Source organism: Pseudomonas fluorescens (genome assembly GCF_902497625.1).
In the GTDB taxonomy this organism is placed as follows: domain Bacteria; phylum Pseudomonadota; class Gammaproteobacteria; order Pseudomonadales; family Pseudomonadaceae; genus Aquipseudomonas; species Aquipseudomonas fluorescens_BQ.
Genome location: NZ_CABVGX010000011.1, coordinates 1 through 26,868 on the forward strand (window position 1 = coordinate 1; position 26,868 = coordinate 26,868).

The following is a 26,868-nucleotide window of genomic DNA, read 5'->3' on the forward strand; positions in this document are numbered from 1 at the left end:
CACAGTGTCTGGATGCGTCCTCCAGTTCGGGTTCGACTATGCCTATTGTGGGAGCGAGCCTGCTCGCGAAGAGGCCAGCACATTCACCATCAATGTTGGCCGACTTGACGCATCGCGAGCAGGCTCGCTCCCACAGTGTCTGGACGCATACTCCAGTTGGGGTTCGGCTATGCCTATTGTGGGAGCGAGCCTGCTCGCGAAGTGGCCAGCACATTCAACATCACTGTTGGCCGGCTTGACGCCATCGCGAGCAGGCTCACTCCCACAGTGTCTGGATGCGTACTCCAATTCGGATTCGACTCTGCCTAGTGTGGGGCTCACTCCCACAGTGTCTGGATGCTTACTCTAATTCGAGTTCGACTCAGCCTATTGTGGGAGCGAGCCTGCTCGCGAAGAGGCCAGTACATTCAACATCACTGTTGGCCGACTTGACGCCATCGCGAGCAGGCTCGCTCCCACAGGTTTCAGGCCAGGCTTGAAAGCGTCAAGCCCCCCAACCCGCCCCGCTGACCGCCTCTTGCGCCAGCGGATGCAAGTCCGCGCCGTGATGCTCGATTTGCCACGCGAGCAATTCCTTGCGCATGCTCGGCGCCCAGAACATTTGCAGGTGGTTGCGCACGCCGAGTACCGCCTGTTCATGGTCCGCCTGGCTGGCGAAATAATTGGCGATCTGGTTGGCCATTTTGACCAGGTTGGCAGTGCTCATCGGCGGACCTCCGCTTTCGCGCCACGGGCCTGACGACGATCCTTGAGCAGCCGGTCCTGTTCATCGCTGAACGCCTGATAGCGCTTCTGCCACTCGGAAGGGTGGTAGACGCGGCTGACTTCCACGGCGGTGACCTTGTACTCCGGACAGTTGGTCGCCCAGTCGGAGTTGTCCGTGGTGATCACGTTGGCCCCGGATTCCGGGAAGTGGAACGTGGTGTACACCACGCCCGGGGCGACGCGTTCGGTGATCCGTGCACGCAGCACGGTCTGCCCGGCGCGGCTGCCGATGCCGACCCAGTCACCTTCGTTGATGCCACGGCTCTCGGCGTCGGTCGGGTGGATTTCCAGACGGTCTTCAGCGTGCCAGGCAACGTTGTCGGTCCGCCGTGTTTGCGCGCCGACGTTGTACTGGCTGAGGATGCGCCCGGTGGTCAGCAGTAGCGGATAACGGCTGTTGACCTTCTCTTCGGTGGGCACATAGCCCGTCAGCATGAACCGTCCTTTGCCACGCACGAACTCCTCGATGTGCATGGTCGGCGTGCCGTCCGGTGCGGCGGCGTTGCACGGCCATTGCAGACTGCCGTGGCGCTCCAGTTCGGCGTAGCTGACATTGCTGAAGGTCGGCGTCAGGCTGGCGATTTCATCCATGATTTGCGAAGGGTGCTGGTAATTCATCGGGTAACCCAAGGCATTGGCCAGCGCCACCGTGCCTTCCCAATCAGCCTTGCCGCCCAGCGGTTCCATGACTTTGCGCACCCGTGAAATGCGCCGCTCGGCGTTGGTGAACGTGCCGTCTTTTTCCAGAAACGAGCTGCCCGGCAGGAACACGTGGGCGTACTTGGCAGTTTCGTTGAGGAAAATATCCTGCACCACCACGCATTCCATGGCCGACATCGCCGCGGTCACGTGCTGGGTATTCGGGTCGCTCTGGACGATGTCTTCGCCCTGGCAATACAAACCCTTGAAGCTGCCGCCCAGCGCGGCTTCAAACATGTTGGGAATGCGCAGCCCCGGCTCGGGTTGCAGGGTAACGTTCCACGCCTGTTCGAATTGCGTGCGCACCACTTCGTTGGAAATGTGCCGGTAGCCAGGCAGTTCGTGGGGGAAGGAGCCCATGTCACAGGAACCCTGCACGTTGTTCTGCCCGCGCAACGGGTTGACGCCGACGCCTTCGCGGCCGATGTTGCCGGTGGCCATCGCCAGGTTGGCGATGCCCATCACTGCGGTGCTGCCCTGACTGTGCTCGGTGACGCCCAGGCCATAGTAGATCGCCGCGTTACCGGCACCGGCGTATAATCGCGCGGCGGCTCGAATGTCGGCAGGGTCGACGCCGCAGACCGGGCCCAGCACTTCCGGCGAGTTGTCCGCGCGGCTGACCATTTCGCTCCAGCGCGCAAAATCGCTGCCCTCGCAGCGCGCATCAATGAAGGCCTGATTGAGCAGGCCTTCGGTCACGATCACGTGCGCCAACGCGTTGAGCATGGCGACGTTGGTGCCCGGCCGCAGCGCCAGGTGCAGTTCGGCGCGGGCGTGCACCGAGTCCACCAGATCAATCCGGCGCGGGTCGATGACGATCAGCCGCGCGCCTTCACGCAGGCGTCGTTTCAGTTGCGAAGCGAACACCGGGTGGGCGTCGCTGGGGTTGGCGCCCATCACCAGAATCACATCGGCCTGCATCACCGAGTCGAAACTCTGTGTACCGGCCGACTCGCCCAAAGTTTGTTTCAGGCCATAGCCGGTGGGCGAATGGCAAACCCGCGCACAGGTGTCGACGTTGTTGTTGCCGAACGCGGCGCGCACCAGCTTTTGCACCAGATAGGTTTCTTCGTTGGTGCAACGACTGGAGGTGATCCCGCCAATCGAGTCGCGACCGTATGTTTGCTGCAGCCGACGAAATTCGCTGGCGGCGTAAGTCACCGCTTCATCCCAGCTGACTTCCTGCCACGGGTCGCTGATGTGCTTGCGGATCATCGGTTTGGTGATGCGATCCGGGTGAGTGGCGTAGCCCCAGGCAAAGCGTCCCTTGACGCAGGAGTGGCCGTGATTGGCGTGGCCGTTTTTATCCGGAACCATGCGCACCAGGGTGTCGCCTTTCATCTCGGCGCGGAACGAACACCCCACACCGCAATACGCACAGGTGGTGATCACGCTGTGTTCCGGCTGACCCAGTTCGACCACGCTTTTTTCGATCAGCGTCGCGGTCGGGCAGGCCTGCACGCAGGCGCCGCAGGACACGCACTCGGACTCAAGGAAATTATCGCCACCGGCCGCCGCGATCCGCGACTCGAACCCGCGCCCGGTGATCGTCAGGGCAAAGGTGCCCTGGGTTTCTTCACAGGCGCGCACGCAGCGGTTGCAGACGATGCACTTACTCGGGTCGTAATCAAAATACGGGTTGGAGGTGTCTTTCACGTCGGCCAGATGATTGTCGCCTTCGTAGCCATAACGCACCTCGCGCAAACCCACCTGGCCGGCGACGGTTTGCAGCTCGCAGTTGCCGTTGGCCGAGCAAGTCAGGCAGTCCAGCGGGTGATCGGAAATGTACAGCTCCATCACGTTGCGCCGCAGGGTCGCGAGCTTCGGCGTCTGGGTGCGCACGTTCATGCCTGCAACCACCGGCGTGGTGCAGGAGGCCGGATAGCCACGCATCCCGTCGATTTCCACCAGGCACATGCGGCAGGAGCCGAACGCTTCCAGGCTGTCGGTGGCGCACAGTTTCGGGATGGTAGTGCCGAGCAGCGCCGCAGCGCGCATCACCGATGTGCCTTCGGGCACGCTGATGCTGCGGCCGTCGATATTCAACGTGACCTGCACCTGGCTGTCGCGCGCCGGTGTGCCGAGATCGATGTCGGTTTTCGGGTCGAAGAGAGTGATCATTGGTCGGCCTCCGAGGGCTGCAGACCGAAGTCGGCGGGGAAGTATTTGAGGGCGCTGGCCACCGGGAAAGGGGCCATGCCGCCCAAGGCACACAGCGAACCGTATTGCATCGTGTCGCACAGGTCCTTGAGGACCAGCGCCTGCTCATCGCGAGCGCTTTGGTCTGGCGCGGCCAACAAGCGATCAATCACCTCGACGCCACGGGTCGAACCGATGCGGCAGGGCGTGCATTTGCCACAGGATTCCTCGGCGCAGAACTGCATCGCAAAGCGCGCCATCTGCGCCATGTCCAAAGTGTCATCCGCCACCACCACACCGCCGTGGCCGAGCATCGCACCGATGGCGGTGAACGCTTCGTAGTCCAGCGGCGTGTCGAATTGCGACGGCGGCACCCAGGTGCCGAGTGGGCCGCCGACTTGAGCAGCTTTCAGCGGACGACCACTGGCGGTGCCGCCGCCGTAGTCTTCCACCAGTTCGCGCAGGGTCAGGCCGAACGCGCGCTCCACTAATCCGCCGTGCTTGATGTTGCCAGCGAGTTGGAACGGCATCGTGCCCAGCGAACGGCCCATGCCGTAATCGCGATAGAACTGCGCGCCTTTGGCCAGGATCAGCGGCACCGAGGCGAGCGTTATCACGTTATGCACCAGCGTTGGCAGACCGAACAAGCCTTGCAACGCGGGGATCGGTGGCTTGGCGCGGACGATGCCGCGTTTGCCTTCAAGCGAATCCAGCAGCGCGGTTTCCTCACCGCAGATATAAGCGCCTGCACCGACGCGCACTTCCATGTCAAAGGCCTGACCGCTGCCGCCGACATTGGCGCCGAGATAGCCGTTGATCCGGGCAAGCTCCAGCGCTTCGTTCAACGTGGCCACGGCTTGGGGATATTCCGAGCGCACATAGATGTAGCCGTAGCTTGCGCCAACGGTTATTCCCGCAATGGCCATGCCTTCGATCAGCAGAAACGGGTCGCCCTCCATCAGCATGCGGTCGGCGAAAGTGCCGGAGTCGCCTTCATCCGCGTTGCACACGATGTACTTTTGCACCGCCGGAGTGGCGCGCACCGTTCGCCATTTGATCCCCGCCGGGAACGCCGCACCGCCCCGGCCACGCAGGCCTGAATCGAAAACTTCGGTCGCAGTCTGTTCGCCACCGATGGCAATGGCCCTTTTCAAACCCTCAAACCCGTCGTGGGCCCGGTAATCGTCCAGCGACAGCGGCCGGGTAATGCCGGCGCGGGCGAACAGCAGGCGTTGTTGCGTCTTCAGGTACGGCATCTCTTCCACCAGCCCCAACGCCAATGGATGGGTAGAAGGCTCGCTTTGCAACGCATCCAGCAGCGACGGCACATCAGCCGCCGTCAACGGCCCGAAACCAATCCGGCCTTGCGGGGTGTCCACTTCCAGCAACGGCTCAAGCCAATAGAGGCCGCGCGAACTGGTGCGCTGAAATTCCAGCGGCAGGGTGCGCTGCTCAGCCTGAGCGGCGAACGCCACCGCCACCTCATCGGCACCCACCGCCCGCGCAATCGAATCACCGGACAAATAGAAACGCGGCATCATGCGTCCTCCCGACAAGTGTCGAGCAACGCATCCAGTCGCTCGGCACTCAATCGCGCATGCACCCGACCGTCCAGCTCCAGCGCGGGCGAACACGCGCAAGCGCCGAGGCAATACACCGGGCGCAGACTGATGCTGCCATCGGCGCTACTGCCGTGATCATCGAGCTGCAGACGCTCGCGCAACTGCGCCGCCAACTGCTCGGCACCGCGACTCTTGCACGACTCGGCGCGGCACAATCGCAGGATATGCCGCGCCGGCGGCGCAGTACGGAAGTCATGGTAAAAGCTGATCACCCCGCGAATCTCCGCCTGACTCTGATTGAGCGCGTGGGCAATTTCGGGGACGGCGGCATCGGGGATGTAACCAATGCCCGCCTGAATCTCATGAAGAATGGGCAACAGCGCACCGGGGGAGCTTTTGTGACGCTCCAGCAGACTGCTGACCATTGGCAGGTGCAACATCTCATCAGGCATACAGCATTCCTCACGGTCACGGACAAACCAGGCGGTTGTCGTTCGTCCGAAAGTGTCGGCTGCGGCACTCACACCACGTCACGGTATCGTGGCAATTTCAGGCCGGTGGCCAGGGCACCCTGAACGGGCATCTTGTTGTGCCCGGCACGGTCTTCGCCGCACCTGTTGAAGGGCATAAATCGCAGCTTGCCACGCCACCTTTGAATCCTCTGCACAAAAGCGACGTATTCGGTCCTTTCCACGACTGTCCAATGAGTCTAGATGAGTCGCGCGAGAAGCGTTTACCCGCCGGACTAACGAACCAAAGGCCTGTCGATGCTTGATGTATACCAAGCATTACGAGTGAGAAGAAGCGTCAGAAGCGTGAGCAGTTTTGCGGAGCAGATGCGCTGTTCTTTCCACTGCATCCCAAATCCCGGCCACCCAAACAAACCTCTGTGGGAGCCAGCCTGCTGGCGATAGCGTCAGCCCAACCAGTATAAATGCTGAAGATGCATCCCAAACCCACTCCAGTGCCTGCTGCGTGGAAACGTCCTACATCCAAATGCCAAAACAGAATCGGAAGCATCTGATTCTTTTTTTGGCGATGGCTGAATGAGACATCGCTGATTCCGAATGGCGTAGATTTTTCACTCCCTTAATAACCAGGCAATGACAAGGAGCGGCCTCATGGCGTTTGACGCTTTCATCAAAATCGAAGGTATTCCAGGCGAAGCCCTTGATGAACAACATAAGGATTGGATAGAAATTACCGGATACAACTTCGGCACTCATCAAAGCGCTTCAGCTACAGCCAGTTCAGCAGGTGGCGCCTCATCGGGGCGCACGACCGTTAGTGACTTCACGTTCACCAAAAATCTGGACAAATCCAGCTGTAAGCTCATCGAGGCCAGTTGTGCGGGGGACCACTTCAAGGAAGTTGTACTGAAGCTGCATCGCGCTGGAGGCGAGAAGCAGAAGTACTTTGAGATCACGCTGGAAGAAGTCATCGTATCGAGTTATGCACAAACCGCCAATGATGGCGTGCCTACAGAATGCATTAGTTTGAATTACGGTCGTATTAAAACCGTCTACACCCAGCAAAAAAGAACGGATGGAGCCGGTGGAGGTAACGTGGCGGGTGGTTGGGATCGAATCAGCAATAAAAAATACGCTTGAGGTAACCACTCATGCCGACAAATATTTTTATAAATTCACTCATGCAGCCTTATTCGTATCTAAAGTCGACGTTACAGCTTGGAAAAAATTCCATGTCTAAATTTGATGCGTTGAACTCACATGTTGTCAATTCAGTAGTGCTGCCTGGCGAGATAATAATTGTAGGTGATGATTCAACGGCTTCTTGTACGAGTGAAGAAGCGTTTTACATGGGGCGCGCGATGGAAGTTCACATGGCACTCATGGTCAACGGGATGCAAAGTGATGGGTTTTTAATTGATAATCATGAACTCATAAAAAAACTACTTGGGTACACATCGCTCGGGGTGGGTAGCGTGAGCGGCGCGTGGAGTAGGCACCTGGATGGCATCAAGAAGACACTTGAGGATATTGAAGTGGCTCATCGCGATCACCTAAAAAACGGAGGGGGTCGGAGTCGGGAGGACTTCATAGAAAAGCGCAGGGTGCTATTTGAAAAGCTAGACGGCCAAATGAAAGGTTTCGCTAAATATGGGACAGGCCTTCGAAACCAAGGCTCTATAAAGGATATGCTTGGAATATCCACAAGAAGCTATTTGCACTCAGGGGTCATAACGGGTTACGCCGAAACGATCAATGGTGTGGCGAAAGCTTCGAATATACTGAAAAAAGGTACTTACGTGGGTGTTGGCCTGAGTGTGGCCGGCGCAAGCTCATCTATCTATGCCGCATGCTCTACCGGGCGCGAAACGGAATGCCGAAAAGCTAAATATGTCGAAGGCGGTAAATTATCCGGTGGCCTTGCATTTGGTGCTTTGGGTGGCACCGTTGGAGGTGTTACGGCTGTTTTAGGATGCGCTGTGGCCTTTGGAATAATTACCGGTGGCGTTGGTGCGCTCGCTTGTGCTGTCGTTGGGAGTGGTCTCGGCGGGTGGGCTGGAGGTGAATTTGGCGAAGGAGCTGGTGAGTGGGCGGGTGAAATTGTTTATGAGTACCTGCCCGAATGAGTGATATTGCTTTGGCTGTTATAGCTGTAACCATATTTTTTTTAACGTGCCTAACAATTTTCTGGATGCTGGTGTTCTCTCATCTATGTACTGAGTTAGTGGAAGGTTACTTAAGTAAGAGCAAGTTTGTAGCGAATAATCGCGTGGTTTTTTCAGGCTTTGGTTTGGTTGGCAAGGTTCTAAGAAGCGGTGCAATCGCATTGATGTTCTTGATTCCTAGGCTATGCGAGAGGCGTGGCCTGATCGAAAAAGATGAATTGTTGAATTTGCCATTGGACCTGAAGAGAAAATTATTAGCTCCATGGATTTTTGCTTACGTGCTGTTTTTTTCAATGTTAATTTTCTGGCTTTTTGTCGTTAAATTCCCCTTTTTATTATCTTCGGGTCACTAGTGTTGACCACCTGTAAAGCACGCGATGACCGTAGGCATTTATCAGGGAAGCGTCAGTAAAGTCAGGTTCATGGCGGCAGTTGAAGGCTACGCGAGGTGTGGATATCAGGGGGTTTTCAACGCGTCGGCGTGCGCCAGTAACCAGTGCTGGAAACTGCGAACGGCCGGCAGCGGGTTACGGTGGTGCGGTTGCATCAGGTACAGGCGGCCACGGCTGCGCATGCTGTGGGGTAATGCCATCTGCAGGCGGCCTGACGCCAGTTCGCCTTCAAGCAGGCTTTTCCAGCCCAAGGAAACCCCTTGGTCCATGACCGCCGACTGCATCAGCAATTGGTAGCTGTTGGTGCGCAAGGCGTGCCTTGGGCTGTGGTAGCTGGCGCCGGCATCGGAGAACCAGTCGGCCCAGGTCAGCCAGTCGTGGTAGTGGTCTTCCACGATCAGCAGGGTATGGGCTTCGAGCAGGTGTTGCGCGTCCCGAATCTCGCCTCGGCGCTGCAGATAACCGGGGCTGCAGACGGCGATGACCTCCTCGGTTTCAAACACCGGTGACAGCTCCAGACCATGGGGCGCGGGCAATTCATCGAGGTGATAGAACAGGCCCAAGTCGTATTCGCTGACGTCCAGGTGGCTCGGGCTTTCGCTGCACAGAATGCGGATGTCCAGGTCCGGGTGCTGGCTCTGGAAGTGCGGCAACAGCGCTGCCAGCCAGATCGAACTGATGGTCGGTGTGCTCGCCAGGGTGAGTTGCCGATCCGCACCACGACGGCGCAGTTCGGCGGATTCGCGATCCAGCTCGCGCAACAGGCGCTGGATGGTGCGGAAGTAACGCTCGCCGGCCGGCGTCAGGCTGATACCCAGCGCCAGACGGTGGAAAAGCGGGCGCGCCAGGTCTTCTTCCAGACGCTTGATCTGTCGGCTGACCGCGCTTTGAGTCAGGTTCAGCTCGTGGGCCGCCTGGGTAAAACTCAAATGACGGGCGGCGGCCTCAAAGGTCTGCAGACAGTTGAGCGGTGGGAGATCGACGTTTCGGCGCGACATGAGGTATCCACTGGCAAGAGGTAACCCCAGCGAACTGGGGTCGACCGGTAATCAGATTCCGGAGCATCCTGCCATTCCCGGCCTCACAGTGCGACCCGGGCGACGCGTTTGCTCCACTGGCGGTGATGCACCTGCTCGCCGTTCTCCCGTGCCACCTGCTCGGCCTCCACGTAGAACCATTGGTCATCCGCGCGCAGGTGCAGGCTGCTATCGACTTCGACCGACCACTGCTCGCGCCCGACGCGGTATTGCCATTGAATATCGGCCCGCGTCGACAGAGGGTCCCACGGCAAGGTTCGGTACTCCTCGGTGCAACGCTGATCGACCCACAAGCCATGGTCGAGAAAGCGCACCGCCCCCAGATCGTCTTCGATGCGCACGCACACTTCACAGCTGCTGACATCTTCGATCAGGGTGCGCTTGGGCGCGGCTGCGCGCAGGACTTCCAAAGCTGCCGGTGGCGCACTTTGCGGCGCGTCGAACGGGCATTCCACCGCGTCGCCGGTGAACACCGGTAACTGCACGCTTTGCAGCCCGGGCAACAAGGTCAGGGTGGTCAGTTCGCGGCTCGGCCACAGCAGCGGGAAACTGGCGGTACTGAGCGCCAGGCGCAATCGGTAACCGGTCGGCAGTCGAACACCTACCTGATCCAGGCTCAACATGACGTCCATTGGCTCGCCCGGCACAGGCGGCGTCAGTTGGGCGAAGTCGTCGCGCAGGTTGAGGTTCAGCACGCCATAGGTGAGCTGGCTGACCTGACCATCCGGCGCGACGGCGTTGAGTCGGGCGACCAGTTGTCCACAGGCAGTGTCGCTGCTCAGGCGCAACTTCAGGCGTACATCCCCCAGCAACGCCAGTGGCTCGGTCAGCGGTGGCGAGTCGAAGCACAGGGACTGGGCATCGTCGCGGCGCTGATCGGTCGGGCCATCGGGACCGAACCAGATCGCGCAGTACTCGCCCTGATGCAGCCCGGTAGTCAGCGGTGAACAGACGCTGCGTGAGGCGTTCAACGACTGTTGGCCCGGGCTCAGGCCTTGATCATCGAGGCTGAAGTCCGTCCATTGAATCTGCGGGTCCGGCCAGCCGGTGGTCTGGACCCAGATGCCCGGGCGCTCGGCGTAGCTGCCCTTGGGAGGCAGTACATCTTGCAGATAAAACGTGCACGCGGCGTCGTCCATCACGCCATTGTCGATACCCTTGAGCCAGTGATCCCACCAGCGCTTGGCTTCCTGCAGGAAACCGATGGCCGGGTTGGGCACCGCAAAGTGCGGGTACTTGTGAATCCACGGCCCGATCATGGCTTTTTTCGGGCACTGAAGATTTTCCATCAGGCGCGGTACGGCATTCTTGTACGCATCGCCCCAACCGCCCACGGCGTAGACCGCCGCCTTGATCGCCGAGTAATCCTCACACACCGAGCCGTGGCGCCAGTAGTCGTCGCGCGTCTGGTGTTGCAGCCAGGTCTCGGCCAGCAACGGCATGGCGTCCAGACGCTCCTGCCACAGGCCTTTCCAGCTATCGCCCACCAGCAGGGGATCGGGCACCGCCGCACTGAAGTTGAGCATGGTCGCCGCCCAGCCGAAGTTCTCCATCAGCAGGTTGCCGCCCTTGTAATGGATGTCATCGGCAAAACGGTCATCAGTGGAGCACAGCGTGATGATCGCCTTCAGGGCTTCAGGCTGACGTGCCGCCACTTGCAGGCCGTTGAAGCCGCCCCACGAGATGCCCATCATGCCGACGTTGCCGTCGCACCAGGATTGCTGGCACAGCCACTCGATCACTTCCAGCGCGTCATTCTGTTCCTGCAGCAAGTACTCGTCGGCCATCAGGCCTTGAGACTCGCCGTTGCCGCGCATGTCCACGCGAATGCACACGTAACCCTGACCGGCCATCCACGGGTGGGTCAGCGCATCGCGCACGGCAGTGCCGTCACGCTTGCGATAAGGCAGGTACTCAAGGATCGCCGGGAACGCCTGCTCACCCGCCGCTTCTGGCAGCCAGATGCGCGCAGCCAGTTGAGTGCCATCGCGCAACGGGATCAGGCAGTGCTCGATTTCACGAACCGTGTGGGCAAACTCGGTGATGATTTCCATCGGAGACTCCAAAGCAATATTCAAGATTTTGATCGCGAGCCAATGCCTCCCCTCATGTACGGGGAGGCAGGCGCTTGCTGAAAGGGGAAGGGGTCAGGCCAGATCCGGTTTTAGCGCGAGAGCTCCGGCGTTGGGGTGGCGCCGACGGGCATCTCCCGGGCTCGGGTGGCCTGGCTGACAGGGACGGTTTTCACGTCCAGCAGCGCCGGATTCCTCAGCCAGTAGATCAGTGAGGTACTGGCCAGCAGCACCAGAATTATTCCCGGCAATCCGCCCAGGTTGGACAGCATCTTCACCCCGTCGATCCCGACGAAGGCGACCATCACCCAGGACACCGTCCCGATGATCACGCCCCACACCACTTTGAGCATCGGGTTACCGTCCAGATCCGAATCCGCGGTGACGCCCTTGCTGCACAGGTTGGAGATCACGTCGGTGCTGGAGTCCGCTGCGGTGACGAAAGAAATGAACGCAATGAACAACAGGAAGGCGACCATCAGGCCACTGGCCGGCAACTGCTGGAACATCTGGTACAGCACATGCTCGACGCCTTGCTCGTTGAGCACACGGTTCAAGCTGCCATCGCCCAGCGCGTCGAAGTACAGGCTGCAACCGGAGAAAATGCAGATCCACAGCGCGGTGAACAGCGCCGGGTAAAGCATGTTGATATGGATGAACTCGCGGACGGTGTAGCCACGACCGATCTTGCCGAGAAACAAAGCACTGACCGGAGCCCAGGCGAACCAGACCGACCAGTAGAAAATCGTCCAGCTTTGCGGCCAGCTGTCACCACTCGCGGCGCCGGTGAAGAGGCTGCGGCTGAAGAAAGTGTCCAGGTAAACGCCCAGGGATTCGACGCCCAGGCTGATCATGAACAGGGTCGGACCGCAGAGCAGCACGAACAACCCAAGCGCCAGCATGATCCAGGTATTGAATGACGACAGCATCACGATGCCGCGCTGCAAACCGCTGGCGGCCGAGGCGACGAAGGTGATGACGATCACGCCAATGATGATCGCCAGACGCAGCGGTGTGGTGTCACCGCCGATGTACTGACTCAAACCACCGGCCAGGGTCAACGCGCCGGTGCCCAGAGAGGACGCCATACCCGCGACCAGCGCAAACATCGCCAGGGTGTCGATCAGTCCCGCATAGCGTTTGACTCGTGCAGCACCCAGCAATGGTTGCAGCATGGAGCCAATGGAAAAATTGGCGCGCAGGTTGTAGAACACCAGCGCGAACACCAGCGAAGGCACCAGATAAATCGCATAAGGGGTGATGGTCCAGTGCAGGAACATCGTCGACATCGCGAAGGTCTTGGCCGACGAAGAACCCGCCTCGATCGCCATGCTGGAAGGTGGGGAATACAGGTGATACAGCGGCTCGGCCGTGGTCCAGAACAGAACACCGACGGCAAGCGTGGTGCACAGCGCGACCATGAACCAGCGCCATTTGCTCAGCAACGGCTGGGCCTGCTCGCCGCCGATGCGCACCTTGCCCAACGGCGAGAAGTACACAATCGCAGTCAGCACCACCATCGCGAAAGAGCCCGCGCTGAACAGCCAGGAGAAATTCGTGAGGATCATCGTGTTGAGCTGTTTGCTCACCGCAAGGAAAGCATTCAGGTCGACGTAACTGGCAATCACCGCTGCCAGCAAGATCAGGAACGTTGGCCAAAAAACCAACGGCCGCAATGGATACTTCATATCGTGCGATTCCCCAGACTGATTATTCTTATCGCCTTTAAAGGCATTTTTTAGGAGCGAACCGGGCAGCGTGTTGCTGCGGGTGATTCGGTTTGTGTCTTCGCTGGGGCTTAGATAAACGTTTATTCGATACAGGGTGCAATCGATGAATGGGTATGGGGGTATTCCCGGAAGTCATGGGGTAGCGGGGTTAGGTCATGGGGGATGGCGTGCGGTTCAGATGTCATATCGCTCAGACATGGAGATCAAGCGTTGTGAGTTTTGGATGCTGCTACATCCATGTTATCCACAGACGAAAAAAAGGCCCCGCAATGCAAGGCCTTCTAGATTTTGGCGGGCAACTCGAACGATCACTACTTCAGAAAAACGGGATCAAGGTAAAGGGGGGCGAGTAGTTATCAGCTTCAAACCTAAAGCCAAATCACCCAAATCCGAACACTCAAAAAGTCCCGAAATGTCTCGAGGCGGATCCTGAACACCAGCCCCCACACACAACCCCTGTAGGAGCCAGCCTGCTGGCGATAGCGCCAACCCAAACAACAAAAATCCCAAAGCCGAACCTAAAACCCACTCACATCAAACAGCCAAACAATGCCCGCCAAACCACCACAATCCCTGTGGGTCCTGTGGATCCTGTGGGAGTCGGGCTTGCCCGCGATGACGCCAGCCCAGCCAACATAAATGCTGACTCAACTACCACCATCACAAGCAACCCACACCACACAGACTTCAGCGAGATTAAATGTCAGCCGTCACCCTCGGTCCGCTTAGCGTCCGACCCGCAAGCCTGATCCCGCTCCACCACCTTCCGCACATCATCAACCACCGCCATACCCATCGCCGTCAGGTAATGCGCAGCACACGCGTGGTAATTCGTGTCGCTTGGGTAAGCCGCATCCTTGGTGAGTGCTTTCGCGAGGAAGAGGAAATCGGACGCCATGATTAATGCATCGCCGAGTGGGACGTTGCAAGTAACGTGGAAGAGGGCTTGATCGCCGCAGTAGATGGCGGGGGTTAGGCCGATGGTTGTTAGCTTTGGTTGGTCGGTCATTGGGCACCTCCGGGGATGGAGAGGCAATGGGGGAGGGCGGTATGCGATTGGGAACTGCGTAAAGGGGGAAGCCAAACTTCGTACGGTTTGATGCTGCGCATTATCCAACTCCTTGATATGGGAGCTGCCACGTTCGTTTCCACACGAATGGGTGACAGCTGTGCGCAGGGTGGAAAACCGGTAATCAAGGAAACCGGCACGCCCGAAGACGTCCCACGCACAGCCGCCATAACTCACGCTGCTGGCATAAAAATAGCGCCGGCAAACGTGATTGGGGCGCTGTTGCGCCTTGATTTACGCGGGTTTCCACACCCGGTCGCTGAATTTGCAGCGACGGTGGGAGGGTACCGTGCAGCTTCCTCTCCTGCAACCTTCGTAGCCCTGCGTTCAAGTTCTGCGGCTGACAATCGCGTCTTTTGACTATCGCAGCAAATAACTCCACCGTTAGGTCGGAGTCGCCCAATCTCTCCTTTTCTGACTCTAGTCCTGCACGCAGCGAATGCTCGAAAAGCCAATGAAGCTGAATGCGATAAAAAGAGGCTGCTCTCAACTAATGGTTCGTGTGGTGTCTATAGAAGGAAATTTGGAAAAAGTAAGGGGTAGGCTACCTTTTCGTTCATCTGTAAGATCAGAAAGCTTAAACTATCTCGTTTTTTATAGACCTAAGTCAGATATCGACAGTCTCCGAGGGAAGGCGTATTTTCAGGCCCTCTAATTCAATGTCTCGTTGCTTTTTTCAGAGAGGTATCCCTTGGCTAGACCCGCCATACCCGCAGAGATCCGGCGCGCTGTTTTAGTCGAATGTGGTCACCGCTGTGCCATACCCCGATGCAATCAGACTGAACTCGATATACACCACATCGTTCCGTGGGAAACCTGTCAAACTCACGAATATTTGAACCTGATTGCACTTTGCCCTATTTGCCATCGTCGAGCTCATAATGGGGACATTGATCGCAAATCTCTAATGATTTACAAGGAAAATCTTGCCAAGGAGTTTGGGATACACGACAACGGTACTTTCCAAGCAGATGTTATCGAACTCCGTCGTCGAATTAAGGATGAGAGTCACGGAACTCCTGGTTTCTCTTTTCAATTTGACTTTCCTGACTTTCCGTCTGTGGTAGAACGCATAGTCTCAAGAAATATTGAGGCTTGGGGGTGCGAGCTTCTCGCCTCCTTTCAAGAGACTCAGAAGAGTGATGACTCCGACAAGTCAGTCGCGGAATATCCGCTATCCCATATAAAAAACCTGTTGGATGGTCATTATCTAATTATTCGCCGAGATGATCGAATTATCAGCATCAGGTACACTATTGATTACTATTATTCAGGTGCTGCACATGGAGGGCGAAGTACTCGAGTACTCAACTATTTGTTGAGGCCATTCAATCCAATTACCTTGGAGTATTTGCTTGGCGACATCACCCGACTCCCAGTTCTAGCTGACCATATCCGTCAAAAATTGGCAGGCACCGGTCGCTACGAGGCAGACTGGCTCATCACGGGAACCGAACCAACCTTGGAAAACTTTTCTCTGTTCAATATAGAGCAAAACGGCCTCACGTTTACCTTTCCGGAGTACAGAATTGCCTGTTATGCAGAAGGAGAGCAGAGGATTTGGGTGAGCTTCTATGAGATTGCCCCTTTCTGCGATCCCAAAGCGATTGCAGACATGGAGGTTAGTACTTCGTGAACGCATCTCCGTCTAGGTACTACAGATACTAAAGTCACTAGGGGGGAGTGGGTGTGGGGGGGGTGTTAATAAACCGATAGTATTAAGATAGATCCGTCCCCCTTTTATTTCGTGGTTATTTTTTTATTTTAGAAATTACTACCTTTTTGAATCGAGATGAAAGGCGTCGCAATCTTTTATACATAAGCAAAGAGTATGCCAGCATCAATAAACACCCGACAAGTACTGGAGTCATAATTTCAGATGGCGCATAAAAAAAAGCAGTAGTAGCGCCTGCAAATGCATTCAGCGCTGCTCCACGTGCAATCCGATCTCTACTTACATATGCCTCCATCGTTCTAACCGCGTCTGGAATTGAGTGCGCAAGAACTTCTGCGCTTCGTTCATACGAGTCCGGTTTGGCTTTGCCTACAAGAAATACATAAGCCGGTAAAAAAAATTTTATAATTCTGGAGCAAGGCTTGTATGATCCGAGCATGCACCCCAGTTCCTTGATTCGTCTTATCAAGAACGAAGATGTCGTATCGACGTATATGCCAAGTATGTAGGCAACAGGGAAGTAGACTATAACGAATATCTCCTTGTAATCTTTGATGCTGTCCAGTGGGAGTTTGATGTAGTTTGTGATTATCGCTAAAACCCATATCGATGCGATGATTCCAGATATCAAGTACTCTATTAGTGCCACTGCAAATTGCATTATTCTCTCCTTTGAATATTGTTATGTATTGCTGATAAAAAGATGGTGGTTTTAGATAGGGATAGCGCCATATTAAGCTAGGGATAGCGCCATGTTAAGCAAGGATCAAGCAAGTTCGGACAGAATAAATTTCCGATTTTTGTTAGTTAAATTTGTTTCTTTAAGCTGTTGTAGGACGGTGTCTTCCGATGCCGATGGGAATAAAAAACTCGCATCATAAGGGTTAGATAACTTAAAGTCAGGGCTTAGCCTTATCTTCATCCCCAAATATCTAGCGCAGTAGTTTCGTGCCAAATTTCCAGCACCTCCTAGCAATCCACATTTCTGTCTTTCTGGTCTTGTAGCTCTACTATCAGCGATAATTGAGTTTAGATCAAGGTACGGGTGCAGGCCTTTAATTAAGGGGAAGATGTAAATAGTGGGCCATTCCTCTGGAGGCCTACCATTCCACAAATGTTCCTCGTAAACCATTTTTCCATCATTAAGCATACATTTCCTGGTTGCAAACCAAGCGGCAACGGTGTGGTCGCTTGTGATATCCAAATATGCAGAAGGCGCTCCATATTGCTGTAAAAGCAAACCGTTTTGATAGGACTCTAAACCTCGAGGATTAATAGCTGCCACACCGGCAGTCTGGATTCTGTTTGCGCTTGAACCGTTAAGCGATATGGTTTCACTTGCATAATGAACCCATTCGGCAAGCTCGAGCACCAAATCTTCGTACTTGTCTGTGCTTCCTAAAAAATCATCGTATTTTCTATATAGCGATGGTGTAAAGTCAGAGTCCCTTACATTCGAGTACGGGGCTATACCCTTGCTAGTTAAAACAGAGCGATCCGGGGTCAAGTAATCTCGACTCTGCCCCCTGAGCCATATTTCTACGCCTGGGATACTATTAGCACTGTTTCTTATTTCTTTTAGTATATCTATAAGCTCTGCTTCTGAGCCTGCCTGCAAGACAGGAGGCGTTGAAAATTTCAGGGGGTCATGCTCTTTTGGTATCAAGTTTTTGAACAAATGCCTTCCCGCAAGTGCGCCTCCCGATAACATATTGTCAGCCCGCTTTTCCCATAGTTCCTTCGATAATTGGGTGGGCATCGATTTGAGGTGCGCGGACCATATGTCGATTGCAAGACAATGGTTGCTGAGTTTTTTATTCTGGGGGAGGAAAATGAATCCATACAATGGGTCGAGTAGATATAGGGGTGAATTAAATCCTGACCTTATAATTTTTTGTGCGTCGGAGTCTGGAGCGTAACGGCTCAGCATTTCCAAGGATATTAGAGAAAGTTTGCTTGTTCGATGTGTTTTACGAAGAAGCGGGGTTATATTTAGATTGTCAAAAGCCTTATCCAAGTGCTGCTGTTGGACGGGATGCGTAGGTTCAATGCTTAGGGCGGACCTTTCATGTGGGTTTGAAAGACCTAGTTTGTTAATTACACCAGATAATTCTGAAAAATAAGATGCTCTCTCAAGCTGTTCCTTATGAAGCCCTTTGAAAGCTCGTATATTTGATCGCTTACTAGAACGCTCTTTCGCATCCAGCAGTTCTTTTTTCCATTCCTCATACATATTTCTGTTCACTTTTTATCGTATTTGTTAGTGGGGGAATTGGGGTGATGGAACAGATTTTACTGGATGGGACGAAATGGCTGGCGGCTCGCTCTAGTGAGCGCTACCGCTGTTTTGGCTGACCGTCACTCACTGAATGCCTTTCAGATAATACTTGAGCGCGATGAGCGGGGCATCAAGCTGCTCAATCGTCTCCTCAGCATTGAAATCCGCCGACAATCTATGCAGCTCACGCCCCAAAACTGAATCAACACCACCAACAGCACCCAGCGCAAGTGCAAGGCATTCATTCGCCTTCCCCTGAATCCCCTCAACATCCCCCCGCCTCACCAGCAACCCAAAAACCTCCCGCTCATAATTGCTCATCATCAAATCATCCCGCAGAATCGGACTCGAATCTTCCGTCTCATACGCAAGCTTGATGCAGAACAAAGCAACAGTTTCCAGCAGCAGTTCCATGGAGGAATCCTTGTGAATGGGCCCATCACGGCGGGCGGCGGGGAAGAGAAGCAAGGTCTAAAGATCGCTGCCTTCGGCAGCTCCTACGCGGGACGGTGGGGGGTCAGCCACGTTATCGCAGGCGAAAAAAAGGCCTTGCAAAGCAAGACCTTTCTTAATTTTGGTGCCCGAGGGAGACTGTCGGGTACCATAAATTACGTGGCTTGCAGCTCGATTATACAGTCAGGGATACACGCTGGGATACACGGTGCCCGCTGTTGGGATCTTTCAGTGGAGTAACAGCCGTACCGTGATTTTGTTCTACCCAGCCGTGATGCGGGTCGCGAGCAGCCCGACGGACGGTCGGTCTTTCCACAGGCACTAATCCACGTGAGCAAAAAATCACTGCTTCGCGACATAGCATAACCTTCAACCCTGCCGCTTCTGTTGAGTTAGTCCAAACCCTCACCTTCACGAGTATCAATTTGAACGACCAGAATTAATCACCTTCCTCGGTCTGGCAAAAGCGCTGCCGAACACCATGCAGATCCGAAAGAAGCTTGCGGCTCGGCATTGAGTGAATCGCGGTAGATCTGTTGCTGCTCAATGCTATTCACCGTCAGTTTTTCAAGCAGGCCGCCTTAGGGCCGGGTTAAGAAGACTCAAATGGACGTGAAGCGTTAGGTTGCCCTAGAGCTTGCGGTGGCTGGGCTGTAGGACAAAAATCTTGGCGCTGATGCCGACCTAGAAAATTCCTGGCCGGTTAAATGCCAACCTCTTCAGTGACTGCTACCGCTTCAAACAGGGGGAACCGCTGTTTCAACCGCTCAATCGTCCAACGCCACTTCGGCTTACTCGGACGACAAACCGTATTCTGATTACCAAACATCCCGATCTCCCGTACCGCCTGACTCACAGGAACGGTGTCCAACCATTGGATTGGAACGAAGTACTCACAACACTCAGGATCGTCCACAAACTCGGCGTGGTACTTGGCACGGGTCGCGACCTCAAGCACAGGTCGCTCGACACCCTCCTGCAACACCGTGAAATCCTTTGCCGGTAAGGCTGTACCGAGAACCCGCCCAACGCCAACATAGCCTTGTTGCGGAACATTGACCCAGACCCTATCGCCTGGAGCCAGCAGCTGCAAAGTCTTGCTGTACCACGCACCGCCGCCCCCGGCAATGAAACCAAACTCGACGGCATCAGCCCAAGAGCGCGAGACAGAGTCACCGAACGAGCAATAGAACTCACCATTCCAGGGCTCGCTGTGCCCTTCACTCGTCGACACTGCATTCACTTGGGTTTGCACAGGATCGAGTAACCAGGATCTGCTCAGCAGTTGCTGGCCACCAACCTGGAAAATCTGAAAGCAAAGAACGTTGATTGGAACATCTCGTTTGCTGAGGTATTCAACAATTCGCTCACTACTGGTATCCAACGCCGTGGCGACAATGATCAGCTGATGACTTTTGTTCAGGTCATCTTCATCCAATACCCGTCCAAAGCGAGCCTGAAAATCTACATCCAGACTGCTTCCAGGCCGAAAGCGTTTGTAGATTGCCGCGATTTCGTCGCCACGCAGACTTTCAACCCACGCGGCATAGTCGAGAGTTTGGGCAACGACCTCGCGAGGCGTGCGGTCTCGTTTGAGCTCGATCAACACCAGAGCGCCATCAGGAGCGATGGCTAACAAATCAATTCGGCCCCCATTCCGGTGTTTTCTTGCCTGCCTATCAGCATCCATTCATCCGAGAGGATGCTGGGAGAGCTCATGATCATATCTTCCAGCAGCTGCTCACTGGCCAATCGGCTTTGACGAAGCTTGTTCGGCACAAGGCCCACGGTCCAGACGTCCGTTTTGATTGGCACGATGAGAGCCCCTTAATGTTTTTATTAACGAAATTGAACATCATTTGTCGTCTTGGAAGCGGTGAGCCCATCACTGCTTCCACAAGCTATATGCGACAAAAAAGATTCGGAATCAAAGAAGATCCAACACAGTGTCTTCATTGTGTTTTCGCTCTTCAGCTTCGTATTCAATAGATGAATACTCTATTGACAGATCGCACTGAAAGCTCTCCCCTGCCAACGACAAACAAATTTTTGTCGCACCATCAATCCAAGTTGTAAATCGAGACATATGACCGGCGCTTACAGCCATCCCCCAACTTTGATAATCATCCTGATATAGATCGTTGAGCCAATACTCGTTATCGCTCTCTGGCGCACCGTACTTTTTCTGAAGCATTTCTTTGAACTCATCAAACTTCGATAAGTATGTATTATCATTGGCAAATTTTTGGTTAAAGACATATTTGCCCCGAACCAATATATCATTTAACAAAACAAACAATACTAGGCACTCATTCCCACCAAGCGCCGACTCAAACCCCAAATAGCCCTCACCCTCCAGCCAAGAGGTACTTGGCTCGGACTGTTTTATATTTAATCGGTGCGTCCCCCAAGAAAGCTTCCGAAAATTATTGCCTGCACCTGAGCTGGCCACAATACTCGTTTGATATTCCCAAGTTCCGTCTTTATTAAGTACGACCTTTCGACCATCAGCTGCAGTAGCAAACATTCCCAAACTCCTAAAACCAAAAATTGAGCACGCACTATGCTTCCCATTACAAAGGCAGCTTGAAGATCACTGCCCACCAATCAGCACCAGTACATCATCAATGTAACGACCTTCTGCGCTATGGGTTCCTGTGCGCAAATACCCAGGGATCATCTGTTGAAACTCAAGACGGTCTGAAGGCTGAAACTCAAGCAATGCTTCCAACATCGCAGGTCTCAACAAACGCTGGTGATCTGGCACATCAGGTAGCTTCGAGCGAATGACATTTTCGTCGAGCCAGATTAGCTTTTCTCGCAGACTGTGCCCCCCCTCGATAGTTATACGTTCAGCATGCTCGCTCTGGTCATCGGCTACTTGCTGTATGGCTAGTTCTTCCGACTCCTCAACCGGCACTTCGGCCACTTCTACCGGCTCGGTTCTCAACCGCGCCAGCTCCTGAAGAATCGGCTCAATCTGCACGCGAGCATTACGGAACCAGTCCACCGACCAAATGCGGCGAATATTCCAGCCCAATTGCTCCAACACGCTTTGGCGTAAGCGATCACGGTCACGCGCCGATTTGGCCGAATGGTACGCAGCTCCGTCGCACTCGATCCCCATCAGATAGCGGCCTGGTTGCCCCGGATCGCGGACGGCCAAATCGATGAAGAAGCCAGCCACTCCAACTTGGGGCTCGCACTGGTAGCCATGGCGCGCCAACATCTCGATGACTGCTACTTCGAAATCACTGTCGGGCGCACGATCGTTTTCTTTGATGTGAGGCATCCGGCCAGACTCAGCAAAATGCAGAAAATCACGCAGTGCCTGCACGCCTCTGCTGGAGGTCCCGGTTACAAGGACATCGGTTGAGCCAAACGAGGAGAAAACCTGCATGCGTTTCTTCGAACGGGTATAGAGCACGTTCAAACGCCGCCATCCGCTGGCACCGTTAATTGGGCCGAAACGCTGAGGGACGCTACCACCCACTTCCATAGGACCGTAGGTACCGGAGATGTAAATAACATCTCGCTCATCACCCTGAACATTTTCCAGGTTTTTGATGAACAGCGGCTCATCCTGACCCTGATTGCGATCCAACGCGACTTGTAGCTGCGGGCTCTGTTTAGCCAGATGCTCAAGCATCCGCTCGATTTGGTCAGCCTGTTTAACGTTCATGGCCACTACACCCAGTGACTCATCAGGGCGATGAATAACGTGGTGTTCAATGGCTTTGGCGACAACCTCTGCCTCTTCCAGGTTGCGCTGCTCGACAAAACGCCCGCGTGGCACTCTGACAAACTTCACGCCAAACTCTGAGGATTCACGGTGTGGTGACGGGTACACCACCAAATTGCTTTCATAGAATGCTTTGTTGGAGAAGGCAATCAGACTCTCGTGGCGCGAACGGTAGTGCCAACGCAAACGTCGCAGCTTGAACAGCGGCATGGCGGCTTCCAAAATGCTTTCCGAGTCCTCAGCTAATGATGCATCGGTTTCGTCGGTATCCGAATCGCCGCCATTGCGGGAGAAGAAGTTCGTAGGTGGCAGCTGTTTCGGGTCTCCCACGACCACAAGTTGCTTGCCCCTTGCGATACTTCCCAGTGCTTCTTCCGGACGCATTTGAGAGGCTTCGTCCATCACGACCAGATCGAAGTGGACGTGCCCTGCAGGTAAATATTGAGCGACGGCCATTGGCGACATCATGAAGCAGGGCTTAAGGCCTTGCAGTGCTTCAGCTGCACGATTCATCAAGCTACGAATCGGTACATGCCGCGTCTTTTTCTCGGCTTCGCGCTGCAGCAGGGCCAATTGCGTGAACTCTCTAACTGCGCCATGACTATTCCCAGTTGGGATATTGTTCTGACTGATACGTGACGAAACCTGTTCTCGCTGAAGGCGCTTGAGCTGCTCATCGATTTCTGCAAAACGAGCACGGATAGCCTCCTGCTCTTTGCCCGAAAACTGGCCCAGGGCGGGATTTAGCTCAAGGACTTTCAATGCCCAGCTATCAAGAAGACCAAGCAGGCAGGCATCGACGCAGCGCTCAGACACCAGTTTTTGTGTCTCGATTGCTTCGACAACTGTCTCGAAACCCAACTCAGCCAGGTGCAAGCGTAAGCGACGGTACTCGAACCAATGGTCGAGCAAATCAGGGTTCTGAGCCGCCCAGGCCAGCCGGCCAGCCATTGGGTCGAAGTCTCTTTTTTCGATGGTCTGCCACCACTGACCAGCAACAACTCCAGCACTTTGGTAGAATGATGAGATCGACTGCTCCCAATTCTCCACAGCGAACGCGAGTGTTTTAGCTTGTTGATGCCAATGGAGAATCAGGGATTCGGCTTCTTTTGACGTACATGCAGTCAACTGCGGAATGAGAATATCCCGAATCGGCAATGCCAGAATGGGCTGAACGAAGGCGACGGTATGCCGCCAACTCGTCAACCGGGGTCGTGCCGCTGAAAGATTTTCGATCCGAGGTAGCTCTTCACCCTGCAAGCAAGTTTGTAGTACCGCGTCGTTTTGTAAGGCTGCCGAGCGGGTTTGCCAACTTTCCACCGACTGAATCAGCTGGAGCATTTTCCCCATGGTTGGCTGCTCTTCGCTGATTACGGGTAACAAAGAGCGCAGTGCGGTTCCGATGTCCTTGATCAGGCGAACATACAACCCCTCTGAGGAGAGCAAGTCTTCTGAGCGCAAATCATGACTGTCGAAAGGCAATAGTTCTTCCAGATCCAGCCGATGATCCAGAACATCCAGCAGGTAAGGTTCAAGCTCCGCACTATCGGATGCAACGCTGGCCAGAAGATTGCTATCAGCCTTAAGTAGGTATTCTGCAATCCATACTTTTGCTCCAAATCCCCGTCCGCACTCAGTACGTAGGAGTTTGTACCAACCCCGAATGCGCTTAAGCGCATCGATAGGAGTATCAAGCCCTTTGAAGTGCTCACCCAGTTTCTCGGTGAACTGTTTGCTTTCATTCAGTTGACTGTATTTTTTCAGATAAGCGATGACATCAGGCAAGCTAACCAGAAGCTGGTTCAGCTTGAGCCCTGGTCGCGCCATGGTCAGGATTTCAGCCTTCGCAGCGCGCCATTGCCCCTTGAACCAACGGAAAAGTGATTTGTCCGCCAGAACTCGACTCAAATCTTCCAGTCGCGTATGACTTGGCAATTGATCCAGAGTGAAATGATTCGCAGCCTGTTCCTGCAACTGCTTGACCACCGCGATGTCGCTATCCAACTCTGCGACCAACTCGTCCAAGCCCTCATCTTCGAAGCGTTTATGGCGGAGGTGTGCCAAATCCTCGGGCATCGCCGCGTGCATTTGCAGAAAGAGCACTAGTTGCTCAACCCCGACCAAATCGCTTCGCAAACCCTGAACCCCAGATTCTTTCGATAACAGCCGAATCAGCATTTGAGCGCGCGGGGCCAGTTCCAATAACTCCTCAGCCTCTTCGATGACATCGAGCAACGCATTGAGGGAGAGGGCCTCATCGCCGTTATGCAAACGAATGGCCGCGCAGGATTTTTTGATTGACGCTATCGCTTGCCCAGAGCCAATTACATCTGCGCGCAGCGACCGAGCCAAGACAACTTGCTCGTCCAACAAGGAGTCCATACCTTGCAGCCAGAGTTTCAATGCCTCGCAAGACTCGATCTCCAGTCGCCCCAACAGATCCCAATCCTCGTCACCTTTAGGTAGCGCAAGTACCGGGATTGAAGCGGCCAAACTTCGCAGTTGATCTGGGCTATAGGTTTCCAGAACAGCTACCTGCAACTGCTCGGCTAATTGAGGTCGAAGGGCGGCTAGACGACTCAGTGCCTGCTGAGCCAGGGAAAGACTCTCTAGAAGTGCAGAGCGCTCTGCGCCCGTCACGCGAGTTTTGGTGCTACCAAACCATGGGTGCGTCTCAAGTTTGCCAGCGTGACCAGCTTCCTCAGCCGTCTTGCGATAGATGTGTGCATAGAAGCCGGCCTGTTCTTGCAGGTGCGCTTTATCGATTCGCACCTCTGACTGCGGATGGAGATCGGCAGGTTTAATCGACAATGCCTCACGCAACCGAGTTGCCTGCATTAGCACTTCGTGAATACTCATGCCCGATTCTTCGAACTGAGCATGCAAGTGTTGCACGTGCTTATTGAGTTGCTGCTTCAATCGCTCATAGTTGGCGATCAGATCCGTCAGCTGCTTGGGCGAGCGATAGCCGCCTCCGTTCTGAATTCGCTGGCGAATGCTGTCGATAACAGCGCTTTTTTGACTCTTATGGCTGTGCAACTCCAGGCAAAAATCGCCCAAACCTGCTCTCGTCAATCGGGTCTTAACCACCTCAAGCGCTGCACGCTTCTCGGCAACGAACAACACTTTTTTACCTTGGGCCAGCGCCGCTGCAATCATGTTGGTGATGGTTTGAGACTTACCCGTTCCTGGCGGGCCCTCGATCACAAGATCATCACCGCGAATCACATCGATCAAGGCACTGTGCTGTGAGCTGTCGGCATCGTCGATCAGAGGAAACTGCAGGTGCACCTGTTCGATATCGTCGATTGAATGCTCGACGCAAAAGGCGCCTTGTTTTCCTGACGAATCGGCCGGTAAGCCGTCCATCCCTGTAAGTCGTTTGACCAGACCATGGTCCAGTAACGATTGGTCTTTCCAACGCCCTGGATCAAGGTCGAGATACATCATCAACTTGCCAAACTCGAACAAACCAAGCGAAGCGAAGCGATGAACCTTCCAGTCAGGTTTGACCTTCAGCACCGTTTCGACAATTCGCTCGAAATACTCCTCGGGCGTGCTGTCGTCGGTTATCCGCGGTAACGCGATACCAAAATCGACGCGAAGCTTTTCTCGCAATGACAAGTTGGTAAGGATGTCTTCGCCAGTAGGATGTAGGCGGTATTCGAATGTCGCGGTTTGAGGGTTGAGCTTGCCTTTTTCCAGGTTCACTGGCACCAACATCAGGGGCGCCAGGCGGGTGCTTTCTTTCCCTGCGACCGACTCATCCCACTCCAGAAACCCGAGCGCAAGATAAAGGATGTTCGCCCCCGTCTCTTCGAGTGCTGATCGCGATTGGGCATACAAAACCTGTAACCGCGACTCCATCTCTGCAGGGTAATAAAGTGTCTGAATTGCATCGTCAGAGTGCTTGGCGGGTTGCCCGCTTTCAGGGGGGCGTGGCAACTCATAGTTGATTGCCATACCAAGAATCTGCGCCCAAACCTCCGCTGTCGGCTGTTTCTTTAACTCGACAACGGCACCAGTTTTCTCGTCCAGCTTCAAAAAACCATGGGTAATAAGCTGCCTCTCCGTTGGTTCGGGTACGGCAGCAAATCGCATGGCTTTTTCGTCTGCCAGTGACTCAAACAAGTGGTCAGGCAATTCATCAATGATTCGTACGAACCGCTTGGAGCGTGCATGTGAAAAATTCAGCAGCCGATTGCGAGCGCTGAGATCAAGAAGCCTGCTTCTCAGTTTCTCCAGGCTATCCGGTATCTCGCTTGGGGGTGTATCAAGGTCATCCCAATCGGTAAGCGGATCAGGCTCAATGGACCTCGAATGTTTCTTGGCCTCAGCATCAAACCGATAAACCGATCCGCCACGACCAGCCCCTTTATTGAGTAGCCCCTTGGTAACGAGCTCGTCGCGAAGGTTCCAGTACTCCTCTTCAGAGATGGAAAAACTCTGAAGCTCGGCTCGACGGTCAATCCTGTCACGGAGTGTTTTGTTGCCAACGGCCGTCCCGTCTGCCGGGACCAATTCCAGTATCCATTGCTGAACAAGTTCATACCGTTGGATAGCCAATGATTCAGGGCCTGAGTTCACGTCGATCACCGCTATTTTTTTGGGCTACTGCCT

At 54.8% G+C, this 26,868-nt stretch carries 17 protein-coding genes and 2 pseudogenes; 5 read left to right on the top strand and 14 right to left on the bottom strand.

The features are described 5' to 3' along the window. Positions 1 to 484 precede the first annotated feature (484 nt). From F8N12_RS09140 to F8N12_RS09155, 4 genes are read right to left on the bottom strand one after another with little or no spacing between them, the layout of a single operon-like run. Positions 485 to 706: a formate dehydrogenase subunit delta gene (locus F8N12_RS09140; protein ID WP_150580175.1), complete on the bottom strand. Its 222-nt coding sequence runs from the start codon at positions 704 to 706 to the stop codon at positions 485 to 487. Beyond that, positions 703 to 3,585, bottom strand: coding sequence for a formate dehydrogenase subunit alpha (fdhF, locus tag F8N12_RS09145; RefSeq protein ID WP_150580176.1), 2,883 nt, complete (start codon positions 3,583 to 3,585; stop codon positions 703 to 705). Before fdhF ends, F8N12_RS09140 begins: the two co-directional genes overlap by 4 nt. Then, positions 3,582 to 5,144, bottom strand: coding sequence for a formate dehydrogenase beta subunit (locus tag F8N12_RS09150; protein WP_191623136.1), 1,563 nt, complete (start codon positions 5,142 to 5,144; stop codon positions 3,582 to 3,584). The genes fdhF and F8N12_RS09150 overlap by 4 nt, the downstream gene beginning before the upstream one ends. Further along, complete coding sequence (locus F8N12_RS09155) at positions 5,141 to 5,617, bottom strand: formate dehydrogenase subunit gamma (RefSeq protein WP_150580177.1); 477 nt, start codon at positions 5,615 to 5,617, stop codon at positions 5,141 to 5,143. Before F8N12_RS09155 ends, F8N12_RS09150 begins: the two co-directional genes overlap by 4 nt. A 669-nt stretch (positions 5,618 to 6,286) precedes the next feature. Here F8N12_RS09155 and F8N12_RS09160 point away from each other — a divergent pair. From F8N12_RS09160 to F8N12_RS09170, 3 genes are read left to right on the top strand one after another with little or no spacing between them, the layout of a single operon-like run. Next, complete coding sequence (locus F8N12_RS09160; RefSeq protein ID WP_150580178.1) at positions 6,287 to 6,775, top strand: Hcp family type VI secretion system effector; 489 nt, start codon at positions 6,287 to 6,289, stop codon at positions 6,773 to 6,775. An 11-nt stretch (positions 6,776 to 6,786) separates the two neighbouring features. After that, positions 6,787 to 7,761, top strand: a complete 975-nt coding sequence (locus tag F8N12_RS09165; RefSeq protein ID WP_150580179.1) for a hypothetical protein — start codon at positions 6,787 to 6,789, stop codon at positions 7,759 to 7,761. Then, positions 7,758 to 8,153: a hypothetical protein gene (locus F8N12_RS09170; protein ID WP_150580180.1), complete on the top strand. Its 396-nt coding sequence runs from the start codon at positions 7,758 to 7,760 to the stop codon at positions 8,151 to 8,153. The genes F8N12_RS09165 and F8N12_RS09170 overlap by 4 nt, the downstream gene beginning before the upstream one ends. Positions 8,154 to 8,257: 104 nt before the next feature. Here F8N12_RS09170 and F8N12_RS09175 read toward each other — a convergent pair whose 3' ends face one another. From F8N12_RS09175 to F8N12_RS09190, 4 genes are all read right to left on the bottom strand, one after another. Continuing rightward, positions 8,258 to 9,190 carry a LysR substrate-binding domain-containing protein gene (locus F8N12_RS09175; RefSeq protein ID WP_150580181.1) on the bottom strand — a complete coding sequence of 311 codons (933 nt, stop codon included), beginning with the start codon at positions 9,188 to 9,190 and terminating at the stop codon, positions 8,258 to 8,260. 83 nt (positions 9,191 to 9,273) lie between these two features. Further along, a complete protein-coding gene (locus F8N12_RS09180) occupies positions 9,274 to 11,283 on the bottom strand; it encodes a CocE/NonD family hydrolase (protein WP_150580182.1) in 2,010 nt (669 codons plus the stop codon). 110 nt (positions 11,284 to 11,393) lie between these two features. Next, positions 11,394 to 12,989, bottom strand: a complete 1,596-nt coding sequence (locus F8N12_RS09185) for a BCCT family transporter (protein WP_224787683.1) — start codon at positions 12,987 to 12,989, stop codon at positions 11,394 to 11,396. A gap of 745 nt (positions 12,990 to 13,734) precedes the next feature. Next, positions 13,735 to 14,040, bottom strand: a complete 306-nt coding sequence (locus tag F8N12_RS09190) for a DUF3077 domain-containing protein (protein WP_150580183.1) — start codon at positions 14,038 to 14,040, stop codon at positions 13,735 to 13,737. Positions 14,041 to 14,791: 751 nt separating this feature from the next. Between F8N12_RS09190 and F8N12_RS28210 the strand changes: the two are divergent. Then, positions 14,792 to 14,971: pseudogene (locus tag F8N12_RS28210) on the top strand (HNH endonuclease); the annotation flags it as partial. A 36-nt stretch (positions 14,972 to 15,007) separates the two neighbouring features. Continuing rightward, complete coding sequence (locus F8N12_RS09200; RefSeq protein WP_224787690.1) at positions 15,008 to 15,736, top strand: DUF3298 and DUF4163 domain-containing protein; 729 nt, start codon at positions 15,008 to 15,010, stop codon at positions 15,734 to 15,736. A gap of 115 nt (positions 15,737 to 15,851) precedes the next feature. Here F8N12_RS09200 and F8N12_RS09205 read toward each other — a convergent pair whose 3' ends face one another. The 6 genes and pseudogenes from F8N12_RS09205 to hhe form a co-directional block, all read right to left on the bottom strand. Continuing rightward, positions 15,852 to 16,436, bottom strand: a complete 585-nt coding sequence (locus F8N12_RS09205; protein WP_150580185.1) for a hypothetical protein — start codon at positions 16,434 to 16,436, stop codon at positions 15,852 to 15,854. A 105-nt stretch (positions 16,437 to 16,541) separates the two neighbouring features. After that, on the bottom strand, positions 16,542 to 18,008 hold the full coding sequence (locus F8N12_RS09210; RefSeq protein ID WP_150580186.1) for an FRG domain-containing protein: 1,467 nt from the start codon (positions 18,006 to 18,008) through the stop codon (positions 16,542 to 16,544). Between the two features lie 129 nt (positions 18,009 to 18,137). Continuing rightward, positions 18,138 to 18,467 carry a hypothetical protein gene (locus F8N12_RS09215; protein ID WP_150580187.1) on the bottom strand — a complete coding sequence of 110 codons (330 nt, stop codon included), beginning with the start codon at positions 18,465 to 18,467 and terminating at the stop codon, positions 18,138 to 18,140. A gap of 742 nt (positions 18,468 to 19,209) precedes the next feature. Further along, positions 19,210 to 20,321: pseudogene (locus F8N12_RS09220) on the bottom strand (nuclease). A gap of 112 nt (positions 20,322 to 20,433) precedes the next feature. After that, positions 20,434 to 21,033 (bottom strand): hypothetical protein, encoded by a 600-nt coding sequence (locus F8N12_RS09225; RefSeq protein WP_150580188.1) that lies wholly within the window; start codon positions 21,031 to 21,033, stop codon positions 20,434 to 20,436. Between the two features lie 66 nt (positions 21,034 to 21,099). Beyond that, positions 21,100 to 26,844 (bottom strand): DUF4011 domain-containing anti-phage protein Hhe, encoded by a 5,745-nt coding sequence (hhe, locus tag F8N12_RS09230; protein WP_224787684.1) that lies wholly within the window; start codon positions 26,842 to 26,844, stop codon positions 21,100 to 21,102. Between the last annotated feature and the right edge of the window lie 24 nt (positions 26,845 to 26,868).

Coding starts and splice junctions, on each gene's coding strand:
- F8N12_RS09140 (WP_150580175.1), bottom strand. CDS start 706: ATGAGCACTGCCAACCTGGTCAAAATGGCCAACCAGATCGCCAATTAT.
- fdhF (WP_150580176.1), bottom strand. CDS start 3,585: ATGATCACTCTCTTCGACCCGAAAACCGACATCGATCTCGGCACACCG.
- F8N12_RS09150 (WP_191623136.1), bottom strand. CDS start 5,144: ATGATGCCGCGTTTCTATTTGTCCGGTGATTCGATTGCGCGGGCGGTG.
- F8N12_RS09155 (WP_150580177.1), bottom strand. CDS start 5,617: ATGCCTGATGAGATGTTGCACCTGCCAATGGTCAGCAGTCTGCTGGAG.
- F8N12_RS09160 (WP_150580178.1), top strand. CDS start 6,287: ATGGCGTTTGACGCTTTCATCAAAATCGAAGGTATTCCAGGCGAAGCC.
- F8N12_RS09165 (WP_150580179.1), top strand. CDS start 6,787: ATGCCGACAAATATTTTTATAAATTCACTCATGCAGCCTTATTCGTAT.
- F8N12_RS09170 (WP_150580180.1), top strand. CDS start 7,758: ATGAGTGATATTGCTTTGGCTGTTATAGCTGTAACCATATTTTTTTTA.
- F8N12_RS09175 (WP_150580181.1), bottom strand. CDS start 9,190: ATGTCGCGCCGAAACGTCGATCTCCCACCGCTCAACTGTCTGCAGACC.
- F8N12_RS09180 (WP_150580182.1), bottom strand. CDS start 11,283: ATGGAAATCATCACCGAGTTTGCCCACACGGTTCGTGAAATCGAGCAC.
- F8N12_RS09185 (WP_224787683.1), bottom strand. CDS start 12,989: ATGAAGTATCCATTGCGGCCGTTGGTTTTTTGGCCAACGTTCCTGATC.
- F8N12_RS09190 (WP_150580183.1), bottom strand. CDS start 14,040: ATGACCGACCAACCAAAGCTAACAACCATCGGCCTAACCCCCGCCATC.
- F8N12_RS09200 (WP_224787690.1), top strand. CDS start 15,008: ATGATTTACAAGGAAAATCTTGCCAAGGAGTTTGGGATACACGACAAC.
- F8N12_RS09205 (WP_150580185.1), bottom strand. CDS start 16,436: ATGCAATTTGCAGTGGCACTAATAGAGTACTTGATATCTGGAATCATC.
- F8N12_RS09210 (WP_150580186.1), bottom strand. CDS start 18,008: ATGTATGAGGAATGGAAAAAAGAACTGCTGGATGCGAAAGAGCGTTCT.
- F8N12_RS09215 (WP_150580187.1), bottom strand. CDS start 18,467: ATGGAACTGCTGCTGGAAACTGTTGCTTTGTTCTGCATCAAGCTTGCG.
- F8N12_RS09225 (WP_150580188.1), bottom strand. CDS start 21,033: ATGTTTGCTACTGCAGCTGATGGTCGAAAGGTCGTACTTAATAAAGAC.